This is a genomic window from Thermosynechococcus sp. FA-CM-4201, from assembly GCF_054689355.1.
Genome location: NZ_CP079920.1, coordinates 505,790 through 521,725 on the forward strand (window position 1 = coordinate 505,790; position 15,936 = coordinate 521,725).

At 53.4% G+C, this 15,936-nt stretch carries 15 protein-coding genes and 1 CRISPR repeat array (1 of these 16 running past the window's edge); of the genes, 6 read left to right on the forward strand and 9 right to left on the reverse strand.

The window, feature by feature from the left end:
* A CRISPR array of direct repeats spans positions 1–117; the repeat unit is 36 nt; unit sequence GTGCTCAACGCCTTACGGCATCAGAGGTAGAGGCAC (it extends 1,695 nt beyond the left edge of the window).
* Positions 118–430: 313 nt separating this feature from the next.
* The 5 genes from cas2 to KV190_RS02415 are packed head-to-tail and all read right to left on the reverse strand — an operon-like array spanning position 431 to position 5,401.
* The gene (cas2, locus tag KV190_RS02395; RefSeq protein WP_181494866.1) at positions 431–724 is read right to left on the reverse strand and encodes a CRISPR-associated endonuclease Cas2; all 294 of its coding nucleotides are present in this window, start codon (positions 722–724) and stop codon (positions 431–433) included.
* A gap of 3 nt (positions 725–727) precedes the next feature.
* On the reverse strand, positions 728–2,386 hold the full coding sequence (cas1, locus tag KV190_RS02400; RefSeq protein ID WP_460194448.1) for a type I-MYXAN CRISPR-associated endonuclease Cas1: 1,659 nt from the start codon (positions 2,384–2,386) through the stop codon (positions 728–730).
* Positions 2,387–2,435: 49 nt separating this feature from the next.
* Positions 2,436–3,008 carry a Uma2 family endonuclease gene (locus KV190_RS02405; RefSeq protein WP_460194449.1) on the reverse strand — a complete coding sequence of 191 codons (573 nt, stop codon included), beginning with the start codon at positions 3,006–3,008 and terminating at the stop codon, positions 2,436–2,438.
* A 14-nt stretch (positions 3,009–3,022) separates the two neighbouring features.
* Positions 3,023–3,634, reverse strand: a complete 612-nt coding sequence (locus KV190_RS02410; RefSeq protein WP_460194450.1) for a hypothetical protein — start codon at positions 3,632–3,634, stop codon at positions 3,023–3,025.
* Between the two features lie 12 nt (positions 3,635–3,646).
* A complete protein-coding gene (locus KV190_RS02415; RefSeq protein WP_460194451.1) occupies positions 3,647–5,401 on the reverse strand; it encodes an RDD family protein in 1,755 nt (584 codons plus the stop codon).
* Positions 5,402–5,621: 220 nt separating this feature from the next.
* Here KV190_RS02415 and KV190_RS02420 point away from each other — a divergent pair, with 220 nt between their 5' ends.
* Positions 5,622–6,674, forward strand: coding sequence for an adenosine deaminase (locus tag KV190_RS02420; protein ID WP_460194452.1), 1,053 nt, complete (start codon positions 5,622–5,624; stop codon positions 6,672–6,674).
* 9 nt (positions 6,675–6,683) lie between these two features.
* A complete protein-coding gene (gene leuD / locus KV190_RS02425) occupies positions 6,684–7,274 on the forward strand; it encodes a 3-isopropylmalate dehydratase small subunit (RefSeq protein ID WP_460194453.1) in 591 nt (196 codons plus the stop codon).
* On the opposite strand, the gene KV190_RS02430 is transcribed toward leuD, so the two are convergent.
* Complete coding sequence (locus tag KV190_RS02430; RefSeq protein ID WP_460194454.1) at positions 7,267–8,205, reverse strand: glycosyltransferase family 2 protein; 939 nt, start codon at positions 8,203–8,205, stop codon at positions 7,267–7,269. The two genes, leuD and KV190_RS02430, sit on opposite strands and share 8 nt — an antisense overlap.
* 109 nt (positions 8,206–8,314) lie before the next feature.
* Here KV190_RS02430 and KV190_RS02435 point away from each other — a divergent pair, with 109 nt between their 5' ends.
* Entirely contained in the window at positions 8,315–9,268 is a 954-nt protein-coding gene (locus KV190_RS02435; protein ID WP_460194455.1) for an SPOR domain-containing protein, read from the forward strand.
* Here KV190_RS02435 and KV190_RS02440 read toward each other — a convergent pair.
* From KV190_RS02440 to KV190_RS02450, 3 genes are read right to left on the reverse strand one after another with little or no spacing between them, the layout of a single operon-like run.
* Entirely contained in the window at positions 9,265–10,806 is a 1,542-nt protein-coding gene (locus KV190_RS02440; RefSeq protein ID WP_460194456.1) for a right-handed parallel beta-helix repeat-containing protein, read from the reverse strand. The two genes, KV190_RS02435 and KV190_RS02440, sit on opposite strands and share 4 nt — an antisense overlap.
* The gene (locus KV190_RS02445; protein ID WP_024125597.1) at positions 10,803–11,000 is read right to left on the reverse strand and encodes a lipopolysaccharide assembly protein LapA domain-containing protein; all 198 of its coding nucleotides are present in this window, start codon (positions 10,998–11,000) and stop codon (positions 10,803–10,805) included. Before KV190_RS02445 ends, KV190_RS02440 begins: the two co-directional genes overlap by 4 nt.
* Positions 11,001–11,213: a hypothetical protein gene (locus tag KV190_RS02450; RefSeq protein ID WP_460194457.1), complete on the reverse strand. Its 213-nt coding sequence runs from the start codon at positions 11,211–11,213 to the stop codon at positions 11,001–11,003.
* Positions 11,214–11,481: 268 nt separating this feature from the next.
* On the opposite strand from KV190_RS02450, the gene KV190_RS02455 reads away from it, so the two are divergent.
* The 3 genes from KV190_RS02455 to KV190_RS02465 all read left to right on the forward strand — a co-directional run bounded on the left by KV190_RS02455 (position 11,482) and on the right by KV190_RS02465 (position 15,928).
* Positions 11,482–13,506: a GspE/PulE family protein gene (locus tag KV190_RS02455; protein WP_460194458.1), complete on the forward strand. Its 2,025-nt coding sequence runs from the start codon at positions 11,482–11,484 to the stop codon at positions 13,504–13,506.
* A 67-nt stretch (positions 13,507–13,573) separates the two neighbouring features.
* Positions 13,574–14,671, forward strand: a complete 1,098-nt coding sequence (locus KV190_RS02460) for a type IV pilus twitching motility protein PilT (protein WP_149817851.1) — start codon at positions 13,574–13,576, stop codon at positions 14,669–14,671.
* Between the two features lie 36 nt (positions 14,672–14,707).
* Positions 14,708–15,928, forward strand: a complete 1,221-nt coding sequence (locus KV190_RS02465; RefSeq protein WP_460194459.1) for a type II secretion system F family protein — start codon at positions 14,708–14,710, stop codon at positions 15,926–15,928.
* Positions 15,929–15,936 lie beyond the last annotated feature (8 nt).

Genomic DNA, 15,936 nt, shown 5'->3' on the forward strand with positions numbered 1-15,936 from the left:
TCAAAAGAAATGTGCTCAACGCCTTACGGCATCAGAGGTAGAGGCACCACTCGCATTTGGGTGGATAACTGGATGGCTGTAGTGCTCAACGCCTTACGGCATCAGAGGTAGAGGCACCGTGGTGCCCTAGAATTGCCTCTAGGACTAGCTTAGCACAGTCTATTTTCAAGCACCTCAGGCACTTCATTTTTTATCGGCTGTAAAATTTTTAGCCTAGCTCAGTATTCAGTTGTCAATCCCGCTCTGGGGAATAGGTTCAGAGATTTTCAAGCACCTCTAAATCTAACAAAAACTCTCAAACCAAGTCAAGAGGCTATTTTTGAATATTTGCAAATTCAGAGAATATTTAAGTCCAGAGGTGCTTGCATACAGTCCTTTTCTCCCGTGGTGACTTTCACGGTTTTGAGCGTGTTTCATCCCCATAGCTGTACTAGAAGATTTTGAAATTTTGCTCCGACACTGGCCATGCCCCTGAACGGTTGCAGGCGCGCACCCGCTCTATGCATTGGTTGCACAGTCCTACAATTAGGAGATCATCTTCCTCCGTTAGGACTTTTTCGAGCTGCCAGCGCAACTTTTCTCGCTCCCGTGGCGTGAGACGACAGCGAAAAATTGAGAACTGCAATCGTTCACCGTAACCCTCCAACTGCTTATAAACCTGTCGCCATCGCTTGGGGTCGCGGATGTCGTAGCAGATGAGGTACCAATTTTTGGACTCGCCCATAGGTCAGCGCAAAATGAGTTTCCCAAATAGACCTGCTTCACCACACCATTCCTTTTCGAGCAAACGCACTTCCAGCTCCAAGAGTCGCCGATAAGTGAGCGAGTAGTTGGTTACTGGGTGCTTCCACGTTTCACCTTTGCGGGCTTCATAGAGTTCAATGAACTTACGCCGACCATAGTCACTCAGCCATACGTGATCTCGGCGTACCTCAAAGCACTCGTCAAGGTTCCATTGCATGCGGTTAATCGAACCAATGACAACCATATCTACAAGGGGGACACGGAAAATTTCCATCAAGTCCAACGCAAGGGGCGGTGCTTGGGTACGCGGCTGATGATAGAAGCCAAAGGCTGGTTCAAGACCAACCGTGAGAATGGCATTCATCACATCCTTGAGGAGCATGCCATAGCCAAAACTCAGCAGCGCATTAAAACGATCTTTTGGGGGACGGCGATTGCGACCGTTGAAGTGCAACTCCTTTGGGACGTGATCCCCCAGTAGATAGGGCAACGCTGAAAAATACAGGGCAGCAAGATGGCCTTCAATACCGCGTAGAGCCTCTAGGGAATTGGCGTGGGAGATGGTACTGAGGAGCCGCTCCATTTGCGTCGTGATCTCTTGTAATGCAGGCAGAGCATCTTGGCGATTCCGCTGTCCTCGGAGTAACAGGCGACGCTGACTCTGTCCCCGGCAGTTCACCAGTAACCGGGCAAGACGTAAACATTGGTCTGGGTTTGTCAGGGCTTGATATTGACGAATACGCCGCTGAATACTGCCTTTGCGGTTGTCAATGCTGCCGATATAACGCCCACCACTGCTGATGAAGTGAACACCGACATCCTCATAGGCACAGAGATGAATGGCTGGGGTGGTAATTTGGGCAAAGTTGTGGATAACGACTTGACCCACCTGCTGAATGGGCAGCTTTTGCTCAGGTTCATCGTCAATGGCAATCCTAAGTTGTTCGCCAGCTCGCCTGATTACTGCTTTCCCAGCCGTGACATGGATAATCTCACGCTCGTCATCTCGTGGAAATAACCGCAGGGGTAAATGCTCAGGATCACGGGCGAGGCGGGCTTCTTCAGGCAGGCACACAGGCGCCAAGGAGCAGTTGAGACAAAGCCTTTCATTACTACAGACAGGGGGACGTTCTAGGGAAGCACGCAGTTGACGCGCTTGCTCGATGGTGTCCCGCACCAGTTGGCGGCCTGCCTCATCCACAGGGATCCGGACAGTGACGTTATCCCGGTGATAGTGAATGCGGCCTTCGGGGACAGTGACGCCGAGAACGGTTTCTAGTAAACAGGCATAGGCCAGAATTTGTACCCTGTCGCTGTGCCAAGCTTGGGGCTGCTGCTGGCGATCGCGATAACAGCGACCGATTTTGTGTTCGTACGGAATCAAATGTCCCTCAAGGGTACGCAGTGCGTCAACCCGTCCCCGTAAGCCAAGGGCTACACTTTCCAGATGAAATTCCTGCCAATCTTCCCGTTCTAATTTTTGTAGCTCAGCGTGGAGCCGTCGCCCGGCAAAGACGGATTCATTTTGGGTGTAAAGCTCCTCAACTTCTTCGAGATAAAATAACCGCTGACAGTAGGCAAAAGCATGGAGAGAATTAACGCGCAGTGTCTCCGTTTCAGCGCAGGCAATGGTCTGTTCCATGATTGATATCTCCAGTGAGAAGATCATCCCACTGGTTTATCCATTGGCCTTAGGGAGAAAATGCAAGGCAAAAGTCGGGAAGGATTTCCTCTCCTGAAAGCGTTGTTGGCAGAGACACGCTCTCGGGTGTTTGCTGGGGGCGATAAATTTCTGCCATTTGTTGCTGGGGGACAATCAACCAGCCAAGGCGGCAGCCATTGTCGATGTATTCCTGCATTTTTGCCCTTAGGTGAGATAACTCATCACTAGCAGAGGCGAGTTCAATCACAAAATCAGGGCAAAGAGGCACAAAACCTTGGCGTTCCTCTGGGGTTAGGCGCTGCCAACGTTCCTTGGTAATCCATGCAACATCAGGTGAGCGAATGGCGCCATTGGGTAGGCGAAATCCCGTTGAGGAGTCAAAGACCTCGCCCAGTTGGGTTTGGCGATTCCAAAGACTGATGTCAGCCGTGAGGGCGGCATTGTAGCGACCCGTTTCGCCACCCGTAGGGGGCATAGCAACCAATTCTCCCGCAGCAGTTAATTCAAACCGTAGATTAGGATTGGCTTTGATAATCTCTGCGAATTGCTCTTCAGTGAACCGCAGGGTTTTGGGTAGATAGACGGGGGGAGCATGGTTCATGGCTATTGCCATATCTAGCGGTTTTTCCACCATTCAAAACTGCGTTTCCATTCTCGCGATCGCGGGGGTAATTCCTGCAATGATGCTGCCACATGGTTAAAAACCTGCTCCATCACGGGTAAGGGCACTTGCTCTTCCGCTTCAAAGAGAATGGCGAGCCGTTGCCCCCCTTGGAGATGCATTAAATATAACTCTTGGTGAATTGGTCGGGGGGTTGGATAGTAAAACATTTCACCGCGTACTCGCCGTCCCAAAATCCGCCGCTCAATGCGTGCCGGGGCTGCTGAGAGAGGGCCGCCCACTTGGGTAAATCGCAGCCAACTGCGCAACTCTTGATCCGAAAGACCCCCCAGTACCTCGCTTGTTTTGGGTAGGCTAATCAGGCTCACCATTAACTCGTGCTCCCCCGGTACGGCATTGGCGGGATAGACCACAGCAACGCCATTTTCACCAAAAGAAGTGGGTGGCGAAAATTGTAGGGGTGTTTCAAAGGATAACCCCAGTAGTTGATAGCGTTGGGGAACAGGGGCTACAGCCTGAATCGTTGCTTCACTCGCCCGACCCATGAGCAGGGGAAAGGCACCCAAAAGGGTCAGACTACAACCAAGGGTCAGCAGCAAACGCATAACGGCCTCACACTAGGGGGATGATTGGTATTGTTGACGATAAGCAATGTATAGACCTTCTAGAAAGTCCTCAGCACTGAGGGCAGGCCAGTTGGCGGGATAGGTGGGCAGCAACAGGGGTTCTAATTGCTGGCGCAGCTCTTGAGCCGCTTGATAACGACCGACAGGACTCAGGCGATCGCGACTGTTGAGGTAGTTCCGTACTAGGAGATAGTGTTCAGGGGTCATCTGTTCCCAATGGGCGAGCGATCGCAACTCCTGCACCCAAGCCGCCTGTGGTTGCTGAAGGGTTGTCGCTTTAGGGGCCAACCGCGTCGCCTGTTCATCTTGAATCACAAGGGTACCCGCCACCATATCTCCCAAACGTTTTTCTGATCGAGATAACGCCACTAGGAATGCCCCTATACCAAAAAAAGCAAAATCAATGGGTTGTAGCAGACTGCGCAATGTCGCTTCCCGCAGACCAATGGGGCGGCCATTCTCCTGAACAACGCGAATTTCTGCATAGCGCTTGCCGGGGGTTTGCCCCTGCCAGTAGGTTTCAAAGAAGATGTAATAGCCGTTGTAGAGGGCAAACATCACCAATAGATAAATGCCCAAACTCCAAGCTTCAATACTTTGACCACTGGCGGGTAGCACATCAATCAACCACGGGTAAAGGGCATAGAAGTAGATGTACCCTGCGGCGAGCGAAAAAAGCACAAGCGCCGTGTAGAGAATCACCTGATCAATCAGCCAAGCCAAGACGCGGCTGCCGATTCCCCCAAGGGCAAAGTCCAACTCGATGGTTTCAGGGGTGCGTAGTGTGACCCGCCGCAACCAGCGCAGGGGATTCACCGCTTCAGGGCGGACTTGAAAGGCTGCTCCTTCATTGCGCACCCGCAGATCCCAGTACAGAACTGCCTTGATCCCTTGCCAGAGGGGCAGGAGCAAAACTGCTACAAAGAGGCCAGCGACGGGAATAATCACCACGCTGTTGATAATACTGCCAAGAAGATTGGCGGGAATCGTTGCCAGGGAAGCAACAAAAAACACCGTTAGGGTATGCCATGCCTGTCCCTGCGTGAGTTGCCAACTGCGCCGAACGGATTTGAGGGGCGTACAGTCGGGTTCAAGAGCCAAGACCACATCAACAAGGGAGAGCCGCGCCATAAAGTAGCTAATCACCAACAGCGCAAGGAGCACTAGCAACAGGATGCTGAGCAGAAAAGTTAAAAAGACGAGACTTCTTGCGGGTTGAGTTTGAATAGTCTGATCTAGGAATTGCACTAAAGGGGATGCCACCAAATAAATTAAGTAGCCGATCGCCCCCAAGACGACATACACCAAGAGCAAAATGACACCGACGATCAGAGTGGCCAGCAGATAATTCAGCATCTTGGGAAAGATGAAGCTGCGGGCTGTTGATTCTGATTCCTCGAGGGCCGTCAAGACAGCATAGATACGGCGAGAAAGCAGGGCACCACTGGCCATTAGCCGTGTCCAACCAAAGAGATAAAAGGGCAACGCCACGAGGACACTCATGCCTGCGAGCCAGAGAAAGGGGGCAACATTATCCATCGCCCCAGCGAGAATCCCCCCCACAATCAGTGCCACAGCCACGATCAGCACGGCGGCAATGGAGAGCAGAAAAAACCACGCATGGGCAAAAAGGCTCAAAAGGAAGTAGCGATTGCCCTGATGACGGTACAGTTCCAAAGCAATCGTGACCACATTGCCGCTAGAGAGAGAATGGGGAAGCCGTCCTCGCCGTCGAAAAGGCCACATTCGCGATACCCAACCAATTGGAGATCGAGATGATCCTAGCGTTTGCGCCCATTGGTTCCTGCGCCACCTTTGTAAAATTTGTTAACATTAGAACAATTTAACCCTATCTTTTCTTCGTTCATCGCTGTTTTTGTTCTGTTCTCGATGGCTGAGGTGTGGGCATTGACCCCTCTGGCCAGCTTAGGTATTGGTTGCGTTTTGGCCAGTTCAAGGAGCACGTATGGCACTGTACGCAGAACTACATCGGCATTTGGGTGGCTCAGTTGTACCGCGTATTCTTTGGCGGTATTTTCAGCGGAACGATCGCGCCCTTGCGGATCGCTTTCCCGACTATGAGGAATTTGAAACCTTTTATACTCGCCCTCGCCAATCCCTTGAAGAATACCTCGAACTCCACACCCTAGTGGAGAGTGTGCAAACACCGCAAACCTTGCCCTATTTCATTTTTCGTTTGATTCGTGGCGCCTATATTTTTGAAAACTTGGCCTATTTAGAGTTGCGCTATACCCCCTATCTGCGCACGGATCCGCAGCGATCCCAGAGCGATCGCATTGAGCAGATGGCCGAGATTGTTAAAACGGTGGGTCTAGCTTGCCAAGTCCCAGAGTACCCGATTGTCACGAGTCAAATTCTCTGTATGCACACGCGGCTGCCCTATGCGGTGAACCGTGCCATTGTTGATCTGGCGGCAAGTTTTCCGCAGTTTGTCTGTGGCATTGACTTGGCCGGGGGCGATAGCGTCTATGGCGATCGCATGGCGGAATTTATTGAACTCTATGCCTATGCCCGCGATCGCGGTCTCAAAACCACCGGCCACCTCTACGAAACGGTGAATGGCTGCTACCCCGAATTGCTCCCCTACCTGCAACGCATTGGTCATGGCATTCAAATTCCGCTGCGCTATCCAGAGCTGCTCAAGGAAGTGGCCGCAGCGGGTCAATGCCTCGAAGTGTGCCCCACCACCTACTTTCAAACGGGTACCCTTGAGAGCTACGCGCAATTACGCCTCGTCTTTGAACGCTGTTTTGAGGCGGGGGTGGACGTGGCCATCTGTACCGATAACGCGGGTCTGCACAACGTGCGGCTGCCCTTTGAATACGAAAACTTACTCACCCACGACATCCTCAACTTCAAGGAGTTGCAAGCCTGTCAGGAAGCCGCCTTTCGCCACGCCTTTGCTTGGCCCCATGCCCAACCGCCGACCCTATTGCTGAGTAACCTGCTTCAGGGCAATTCCCCCCGAACAGCACTTGCAGGCTGCGGGATCCAGTAAGATAGGCCTATGAGCAAGATTGAACGCATTACGGGTCGTGGCCTTCCCCTGCGGGGCAACGATATCGATACAGATCGCATTATTCCCGCCCGGTTTCTCCGCTGTGTCACCTTTGATGGCCTTGGAGAACACGTTTTTGCTGACGATCGCCAGTCGGGGCAACACCCTTTTGACCTGCCTCAGTACCAAGGGGCACGCATTCTGGTGGTGAATGCCAATTTTGGCTGTGGTTCTAGTCGCGAGCACGCCCCCCAAGCGATCGCCCGTTGGGGGATTCAGGCGATTGTCGGCGAAAGCTTTGCCGAGATTTTTGCCGGGAACTGCTTGGCGATGGGGGTTCCCTGTCTGACGGCAGCCCCAGAACAGGTACAAGCGCTGCAAACTCTTTTGGAAGATCAGCCCGCTACGGAACTGACCCTAGACTTGCAGGCGCTGACCCTAACGGCAGGCGATCAAGTGATTCCCCTAACCATGGCGGAAAGTACGCGGCAAATGCTCCTTTCTGGTCAATGGGATGCCTGTGGTCAACTGTTGGCCAATCGGGACAAAATTCACGAAGTCGCAGCACGGCTGCCCTATGTGCAGTGGGCGGTTAGTTAACCCGTCGCAGTAACCAAAGCCCAGCCCCAAAGAGCGAACGCAGGCCTTGCCAGCGGCGCGATCGCCCCAATGCAATCACCTCTGGCAGATTAAAAAGCTGATACACTGCCTGTGCCCGTTGCCACTGCCGTCGGCGCAAAAATCGCCACGTTCCCGCCAAGATAAACTGGTGAAAAAAGTCACACTGGTACTGCCGCAGTTCCGCTGGTGAAAGAATGGATAAATCAGCAGCGGCGGCAAAAATACGCCCCAGAGTAGCCAAGGTCTGGGCTTGAAACATCTCCATTGTCAAAGCTTGATCGTGGATCGTGTAGGCAGCGGTGGCATGGGGAACCGTGTAAACTCCCTTCCGGGCAAAGAAGTGTAGCCATTGGTAGAGGTCTGTGGCTTCGCCGTAGGCGGGATCAAAGTAGCCCACCTCGTCGAGGAGCGATCGCCGCCAGATCAAGGCTGGAAAGCGCACAAACGAGGAATGACGCAGCAATTGCCTAAGGGCTTCAGTCGGAGAGAGCCATCCCTGCCGCCGGGGTATCTGCCGTCGCAAACAGCGTTGATGCAAATTCACCAAATGCACGCCAAAGAGAAAGATATCAAACTGGCTACCGTACTTGCTGAGGGTTTCCAGAATCGTCGTGATCCCTTGGGGTAGTAGGTAATCATCATCGTGCAACAGCAGGATAAACTCCCCAGCGGCCTGTGCTAAACTGGCATTCCAATTGGCCACCATCCCTAAGCGCTGGGCATTGTGCTGGTAGTGCCACCGACCTGACCATGCAGTGAATAAATCTGCGACTGCGGTGGGGGTAGCGGAGTCATCGCTAATGATAATTTCCACCTGATTCTGGTGCTCACGAGGCAATGCTGCCACCACTGAGCGCACTGCTTGCAGGAGTCCTTGGGGACGGTTATAGGCGGGAATGCAAACACTCAAGAGTGGGGATCTGTGCCATTTTGGCGAACCTGCACAGTTTGCTGCATAATCCATCGGGGTGGTGCGTTAACTCAAGGGACTGTAGGGCACTGTTTTCGGAGCGATTGCTATGACCTCTGCCACCGTCGATCGCCAACGTTTGCAAGCGGCTTTGGCTTCCCTCAACCTTAGTTTAGAGGCAGAACTCACTCAATATCGCTGCCATCGCATGGTACAAGCCCATTCCCCCTTTGAAGCCCCGCCTGTTCCTGAATCTGCGACTTCCCCAGAACCGAGTGTCACCCCTACCGCTACGACAGAGCCGACTTCACCAACCGTTCCTGCCGTTGCCAGTTCTCTCGCCCTTACCCCTGAGACAGCACCAGCCACCGATGAACGTGCCAATGAGGTGCCCGCCGATCCCTTTTTCGAGTTTGACCCCACAGATTTAGCAGAACTCTTGCCCCCCTCCTATGCCAGCGATCCCCCTGCCCCGCAAACGCCAACGCCAACAAAGCGCCCCTTTGCCTCTACCCGTGAGCTGCTCAAGCAGGCTCGAAAGAACCAGCAGCGGCCTTGGTTCCAGCGCCGTGAAAGCAATAGTCAACATCTGGTGCAACGCTGGTTAATTGTGGTTGGCATTCTGGCCGGCTTTAGTGGCGCAGCCCTGTGGTGGTTCAACCGCCGACCCGCCCCCGTTGCTACTGAATCACCTGCAACACCAACAACAGCATCACCCACGCCCCCCGTCGGCCCTGATATGACTGCGCGGGAATTTCCCGATGTCAATCGCAGCACCCTTGCCCAATTGGAACCTGCGGCCAGTCCATCACCCACCCCTACCGCCAGCCCAACCCCGGCTGAACCTGAACATACGACACGGCTCTTTGTGGAGAAAATGCCCAATGGTCGCTACTATGTGCTGGCTCCCTACAAGGAACCTGCGGACTTAGAAAAAGTCCAAGCCGTTGTGCCCGATGCCTTTTTGGTGGGCAATGGTGATCAAACCAAGATTCAACTGGGGATGTTTGTCGATGAAGCCTCTGCCCAAGCAATGGTCAATCAGTTGCGCGATCGCCTCTAGGGGGTGAGCCAGCGATCGCTGGCATGGCCATATCGTTCCTGCCACTGCGACCAAGTGACATTTTCCCCCTCTAGGCGAAAGGGGTAGGCCGCTTCACTCCACCAGTGGTTACCCTGCAATCTCAGGGTTTGCAAAAAGGGTTCGCCCTTGAGGGTGGTCAGGAGTCGTTCTTGGCGGCTACCAATCCAATTGCCCTCTAGGTACCAATCTTGAGAGATCATCGTGACTTCCTCACCGGTTTCGGGCAGGGTGACGGTTCGAGGCGCAGGATCGCGGACACCAATTTGTGCCCCTTGGTTTTCCCAAATCCAGTTGCGGCGCAGGGTAACATGGGCAGCCGCCCAGCCAAAAATGCCGGGGGTTTGCAGATAGTTGGGGGCGATGCTGTAGTTATAGGCAATTAAGGAGTCTTCAATGGTCACTGGCCCTGTGCCCGCCTCGAGGAAAAGGCCGACAACGGCATTGCCGACAAATTGCGATCGCCGAATCTCGACGTTTTGATTATCGGTATCAAGCCACAGACCGGCCGCTTGGTTCTCAATGGCGCGGTAGCGATCGAAGACAGCGCGGCGCAGGTGAAAGTACTTATCTCCCGCATCCCAATCGTAAAAGCCTGCCCATCCCCCCCGCCAATTATTGCCTTGAACAAGCACCTGCTGCACTGTGAAGTCCCGCAAATGAACCCCCGCCATGCCCCGCCAGCCATTTTGCAGAAATTGCGTTCGCTCCACCCGCAGGCGATCGCTCTGGTGACTTTCGAGGCCGCCCCAATTATTTCCCCAAAAAGTACAATCTTTGACCTCAATGTCATGGCTGCGTTCAATGCGCACCGCTTGGGTAAATGTGCCGCCATAGTGCTCAAAGCGTAGCCCCACCAAACTGATCAAACCACTGTCTAAAATGCGTAGGGCTTCACGGTGAACGGCGACTTCTAATTCACTGGCTGAGATACCCGTAGGAATTGCCACATACAGTTGCTGCTCCGTATCATCCACATAGAAATCATTCCCCTGCAATTCCCTAAACGAGAGCCGCTGCCGCAGGGGAGTATCCCGCCACCACACCAGTTCGCCCCGCTGCGCCACGAGCGGTAACTCAATGTCAAACGCTGTCCAAGGGTTACCCGAAAAGCCCCAAGCCAGTGTCCAAGGGTGACGGTAAATGGTGAACCTAGGCGTGCTGGAGACTTCTTGCCAATCTGACCATTGTTGACTGCCGCGCAAAATCACGGGTTCGCCCATCTTGGCCATTAGTCGCAGGGGTGTCTGCCGATGATGAATCGTTCCCAGCGCCTCCCGATAAATGCCGCCATGAATGTAAATGTCTGTGGGGCGATCGTGCGCCTGTGCCCACACCAAAGCAGCACCAATCGTGCGGAAAGGGGTTGCTGGAATTTCCTTACCGGCATCACTGGCTTGGGGATCCGCTGGATTGACTTCTAGGGTGAGGGGTGAGGCTGGAATTGCTGCAATTCTTGGTTGCCCAGTCAAGCACAAAACAATCACAAGTAGGATGAGCAGCCAGTGTTGCCACTTCATCGCCGCAGTGGACGGGCTAAATAGGGCACCCAGAGGGCGATCGCTGCCACAAAGATCAGCAGCAAGCCAAGGGGCATCTCAATGGATTGCCAAAATAAAAATTTTAGGGACACCGCTTTCGCATTCTGTACCGAAAAAAGGGCGATCGCCCCGCTGCTGATCATCCAGAGTAAAAAGAGCAAAAAGCGGCGCATTTACTTCCCTTCGGCTTGGCGAATCATCTCCTCCGTCTTATGGTAGCGGTTATAGGTGGAAAACCCCGTAAACATTCCCCTGAAAAAGCCATTCAGTTGCTCGCGGGTACTGGCACTGGCCGTACTCAGAGGTGCCGGCAAAAAGCGATCGCCAAAACCAACAAAGACCAAACCAACCACCAGTACAGGCAAAATCAAGTCTTTGACACGCATAGGGCAAACCTCCACAGGACGATGGCGGAATCGAGAGGACGCGCTAACAGGGAGACAAGATAACAGATAACTAATAGTTTCTAATGTGCCGCAGGATTGTAAATAATTTTCAGCCTATACAAAAGATGGCGATCGCGGTTACAAAGCGTCTATAACAAGAATTGTCAACAAAAATGTCAATAAACATAAACCGTGAAAATACGTATGAAATCTCTGGGAAGGTTGTTGCTACTATAGTAGGCAAGCCATCCAGACCCCAACGCGCCCTATGGTCAACACATCGTCATCTTCCTCTCGCAAAGCACTTACCGTGCGCGGCAGAGCCGCTAGCCCCACCGAACGCGCCATTGTTGCCTCCGGTTACGCCAGTATCGATCAGGTGCGGGAAGCCATGAACACCGCCCGCAAAACGGGCAAGTCCCTCGTAACCGTGCTGCAGGAGATTACGGGCAGCACCATGCCCCCCGATGTGTTGCGCCAATACCACAAGCAACAGCTTTTTGAACTCAAAGTGATCTACGGGGTTGATTGCCTTGATCCCGAACTCAATCGTTTTCCCACTGAGCAAATCGAGGAACTGATCAACACGATTGTACCGATTGACACCTGCCGCACCTACCAAGTCATCCCCATTGCCAAGCACCTCGACGCCGATCCCCCCTATCTGCTCGTGGCGATGGTGGATCCAGATAACCTCCAAGCCATTGACAACCTCACTCGCTTGCTCCGCGCCCACAACCTGACCCTCAAGCGGATGGTGATCACCCTAGAGGATTATCAACGCCTGATTGACCCGATTCTCAATAAACAGGTGGCTGAAACCGCCGCTAGCAAAAACGCCCCCGCCGCGATCGGTGACATCAACATTGAAGAAGACATCGAAGCCATGGGTGGCCTTGAAGAACTTGAAGGGGAGCAGGAGGTTGACCTTGCTGAGGCGCTGAAAGGCGCAGAGGATGCTCCGATTATTGCCCTTGTGAATAAAATCTTGGCCAAGGCCCTCACTGAAGGCGTTTCCGACATTCACATCGAACCCCAAGAGGAATACCTTCGGATTCGTTTCCGCAAAGATGGGGTGCTCCACCAAGCCTTTGATCCACTACCAAAGAAGATCGTGCCAGCCGTGGTTTCCCGCTTCAAAATTTTGGCTGACCTCGATATTGCCGAGCGGCGTGCCCCCCAAGATGGTCGTATCCGCAAAATGTTCCAAGGACGACGGGTGGACTTCCGGGTGAATACCCTCCCCAGCCGCTGGGGTGAAAAAGTGGTACTGCGGATTCTCGATAACTCCGCCACCCAACTGGGTCTCGACAAATTGATTACTGACCCTGAGAGCCTTGCCATTGTGCGGGAGATGACCAAGCGTCCCTTTGGCCTCATCCTCGTTACAGGTCCGACTGGTTCAGGGAAAACCACCACGCTTTACTCGGCGCTGGCTGAATGTAATAGTCCTGGTGTCAACATCAGTACAGCGGAAGACCCCATTGAATACACGCTCCCTGGCCTGACGCAGGTACAGGTTATTCGCGAAAAAGGCATGGACTTTGCCTCCATTCTGCGTGCCTTTCTCCGCCAAGACCCCGATGTGATTCTGGTGGGGGAAACCCGCGACAAAGAAACAGCAAAAACCGCTATTGAAGCTGCCTTGACGGGTCACTTGGTGTTAACCACCCTGCACACCAACGATGCCGCCAGTGCCGTTGCCCGTCTCTCGGAAATGGGGGTGGAACCCTTCATGGTCTCCGCTTCCTTAATTGGGGTCGTTGCCCAGCGACTCATGCGGCGGGTATGCAGTGAGTGTCGCATTCCCTATACGCCCACCCGTGAGGAACTGGCACGCTTTGGCTTGTCCGCTTCTAAGGATGTCAACCTCACCCTCTACAAAGCCAATAAACTCACACCCGAGCAGATTCAAGCAGCCAAAGCCAGTGGCCAGCCGATTTGCAGCAAGTGTGGCGGTGTTGGCTACAAAGGGCGCTGTGGGGTCTATGAAATTATGCGGGTGACGGAGCGCCTGCAAAGCCTGATTACTGAGGGTGCCCCCACGGAGCGGATCAAAGAAGCGGCGGTTGAGGAGGGCATGAAAACCCTGTTGGCCTATAGCCTGAACCTTGTCAAAGAAGGTGTCACCACCCTCGAAGAAGTCGAGCGCGTCACCTTTACGGACACGGGTCTCGAATCAGAACTCAAGGCCAAACGTAAGAGTTCTTTAACCTGCCGTACTTGCGGTGCCGAGGCCCAGCCCGAATGGTTAGAATGCCCCTATTGCATGACACCGCGCTTTGTGGATTAACAGGATTACTAACGTATTCGATAAATTTTCGTGTTGTTGACCCAACTGCTTAGACGAGGAACACCCTATGGAGTTAATGATTGAAGACCTAATGGAGCAAGTGGTGGCCAATGGTGGCTCTGATTTGCACATCTCCGCTGGCTTACCCCCCTACATTCGCATTAGTGGCAAATTAACGCCGACAGACTACGAGCCACTCACCCCAGAGCAATGCCAGCGCCTGATCTTCAGCATGCTCAACAATACCCAACGCAAGCACTTAGAGCAAAACTGGGAGTTGGACTGCTCCTATGGCGTACGTGGCCTCGCTCGGTTCCGCGTCAATGTGTATAAAGACCGGGGGACCTATGCTGCTTGCTTGCGGGCTTTGAGTTCCAAAATTCCCACGTTTGAGCAGTTGGGATTGCCCAACATTGTCCGCGAAATGAGTGAGCGGCCACGGGGCTTGATTCTGGTGACTGGACCTACCGGATCAGGGAAAACCACAACCCTAGCGGCGATGATTGACTTGATTAACAAAACCCGCGCTGAGCATATCCTGACGATTGAAGACCCCATTGAGTTTGTCTATGAACCCATCAAGAGCCTGATCCACCAACGGCAGGTGGGAGAAGACACCAAGAGTTTTGCCAATGCTCTGCGGGCAGCGCTGCGGGAAGACCCCGATATTATCCTCGTGGGTGAGATGCGTGACTTGGAAACGATTCAGCTTGCCATCTCAGCGGCGGAAACAGGGCACTTGGTCTTTGGTACCTTGCACACTAGTTCAGCCGCCCAAACCGTTGACCGCATGGTGGATGTGTTCCCGCCAGAGCAGCAACAGCAAATTCGCGTTCAGTTGTCGAACTCGTTGGTGGCGGTCTTTAGCCAAACGCTGGTTCCTAAGAAAAATCCTAAGCCCGGTGAATTTGGGCGGATTATGGCACAAGAGATTATGGTGGTGACCCCTGCTATCTCCAACCTGATTCGCGAAGGCAAGACCTCGCAGATTTATTCGGCGATTCAAACGGGCGGCAAGCTAGGGATGCAAACCCTCGAAAAAGTCTTGGCCGATTATTATCGTGCGGGAATTATCACCTATGAAGCAGCAATGGCCAAGTCCTCGCGTCAGGACGAGCTGCAACGTCTGATTGGTACGGGTACACCTGCGGCAGCAGCACGCTAGTTAGCAATTATTGATAAAGAGAAGGGGTATTGAGTCATGGCAACCTATGAAGTGCGGATACGGGATGCCCAAGGCAAGTACAAGACCGTCCGCGAGGAAGCTTCGACACCGCGGGAAGCACGCATGGCCTTGCAATTGCAAGGGGTACAGGTTCTAGAGGTCAAGGAGGCCAAAAAACTCACCCTCAAGTCAGACCTCGACCTCAGCTTCCTCTCGAAAATTACGGTGAAGGATCGAGCGATCTTTGCGCGGCAGTTTGCGGCACTGGTGAATGCGGGGGTGGCCTTGGTGCGCGGGATCGGTGTATTGGCGGATCAATGTACCAACCCGAAACTGAAAAAAATCCTCATGGCGGTCAACAATGATATTCAGCAGGGAAGCACTCTAGCCGATGCAATGCGCCCCCATCCAGAGGCCTTTGATAATCTGTTTGTGGCCATGATCCAAGCGGGGGAAACGGGGGGGGTGCTGGATGAGGTGCTCAACCGTCTCTCAAAGTTGCTGGAGGATCAAGCCCGCCTCAATAACCAAATCAAGTCCGCCCTAACCTATCCCGTGGTGGTGGGTCTGCTGGCGGTCGGCATCTTCTTGGGGATGGTGATTTTCCTTATTCCTGTGTTTGAGGGGATTTTCAAACAGTTGGGGGGGGAATTGCCGCCCTTTACTGCCATGATGGTGGCGCTGAGTGAATTTCTGCGCACGCCTCAGTATATGGCATTGTTGATTATCTGTGTGGTGGGCTTGGTATTGGGGATTCGCTTTTATTACAAGACCCCGGCTGGCCGCCTGATGATTGATGGCTTGCTGTTGAAGCTACCCCTCTTTGGCGATTTGGTGGAAAAAACAGCGGTGGCACGGTTCTGCCGCACGTTTGGTTCGCTGTCCCGTTCAGGGGTACCGATTTTGCGCTCCCTTGAGATTGTCAGTGCCACGGCGGGTAACCAAGTGATCTCCAATGCCATTGATCGTGCCGCGAAGGAAGTCCAGACAGGGGGGATGCTCAGTCTTGCCCTACAACAGGAACGGGTCTTTCCAGTGCTGGCGACCCAGATGATTAACGTGGGCGAAGAGACAGGGGAACTCGATAAGATGCTGATGAAGGTGGCCGACTTCTATGAAGATGAAGTGGAACAGGCAGTGAAGTCCCTAACAAGTGTGATGGAACCCTTGATGATTGCGGTGCTAGGGGGTATGGTAGGGTCAATTCTAGTGGCGATGTACCTGCCCATGTTCAAGATCTTCGATCTGGTCAAGTAAGCCTTGCC

Excerpts from the sequence above, each read along its gene's own strand:
- cas2 (WP_181494866.1), bottom strand. The coding sequence starts at position 724 with ATGGGCGAGTCCAAAAATTGGTACCTCATCTGCTACGACATCCGCGAC.
- cas1 (WP_460194448.1), bottom strand. The coding sequence starts at position 2,386 with ATGGAACAGACCATTGCCTGCGCTGAAACGGAGACACTGCGCGTTAAT.
- KV190_RS02405 (WP_460194449.1), bottom strand. The coding sequence starts at position 3,008 with ATGAACCATGCTCCCCCCGTCTATCTACCCAAAACCCTGCGGTTCACT.
- KV190_RS02410 (WP_460194450.1), bottom strand. The coding sequence starts at position 3,634 with ATGCGTTTGCTGCTGACCCTTGGTTGTAGTCTGACCCTTTTGGGTGCC.
- KV190_RS02415 (WP_460194451.1), bottom strand. The coding sequence starts at position 5,401 with ATGTGGCCTTTTCGACGGCGAGGACGGCTTCCCCATTCTCTCTCTAGC.
- KV190_RS02420 (WP_460194452.1), top strand. The coding sequence starts at position 5,622 with ATGGCACTGTACGCAGAACTACATCGGCATTTGGGTGGCTCAGTTGTA.
- leuD (WP_460194453.1), top strand. The coding sequence starts at position 6,684 with ATGAGCAAGATTGAACGCATTACGGGTCGTGGCCTTCCCCTGCGGGGC.
- KV190_RS02435 (WP_460194455.1), top strand. The coding sequence starts at position 8,315 with ATGACCTCTGCCACCGTCGATCGCCAACGTTTGCAAGCGGCTTTGGCT.
- KV190_RS02440 (WP_460194456.1), bottom strand. The coding sequence starts at position 10,806 with ATGAAGTGGCAACACTGGCTGCTCATCCTACTTGTGATTGTTTTGTGC.
- KV190_RS02445 (WP_024125597.1), bottom strand. The coding sequence starts at position 11,000 with ATGCGCCGCTTTTTGCTCTTTTTACTCTGGATGATCAGCAGCGGGGCG.
- KV190_RS02450 (WP_460194457.1), bottom strand. The coding sequence starts at position 11,213 with ATGCGTGTCAAAGACTTGATTTTGCCTGTACTGGTGGTTGGTTTGGTC.
- KV190_RS02455 (WP_460194458.1), top strand. The coding sequence starts at position 11,482 with ATGGTCAACACATCGTCATCTTCCTCTCGCAAAGCACTTACCGTGCGC.
- KV190_RS02460 (WP_149817851.1), top strand. The coding sequence starts at position 13,574 with ATGGAGTTAATGATTGAAGACCTAATGGAGCAAGTGGTGGCCAATGGT.
- KV190_RS02465 (WP_460194459.1), top strand. The coding sequence starts at position 14,708 with ATGGCAACCTATGAAGTGCGGATACGGGATGCCCAAGGCAAGTACAAG.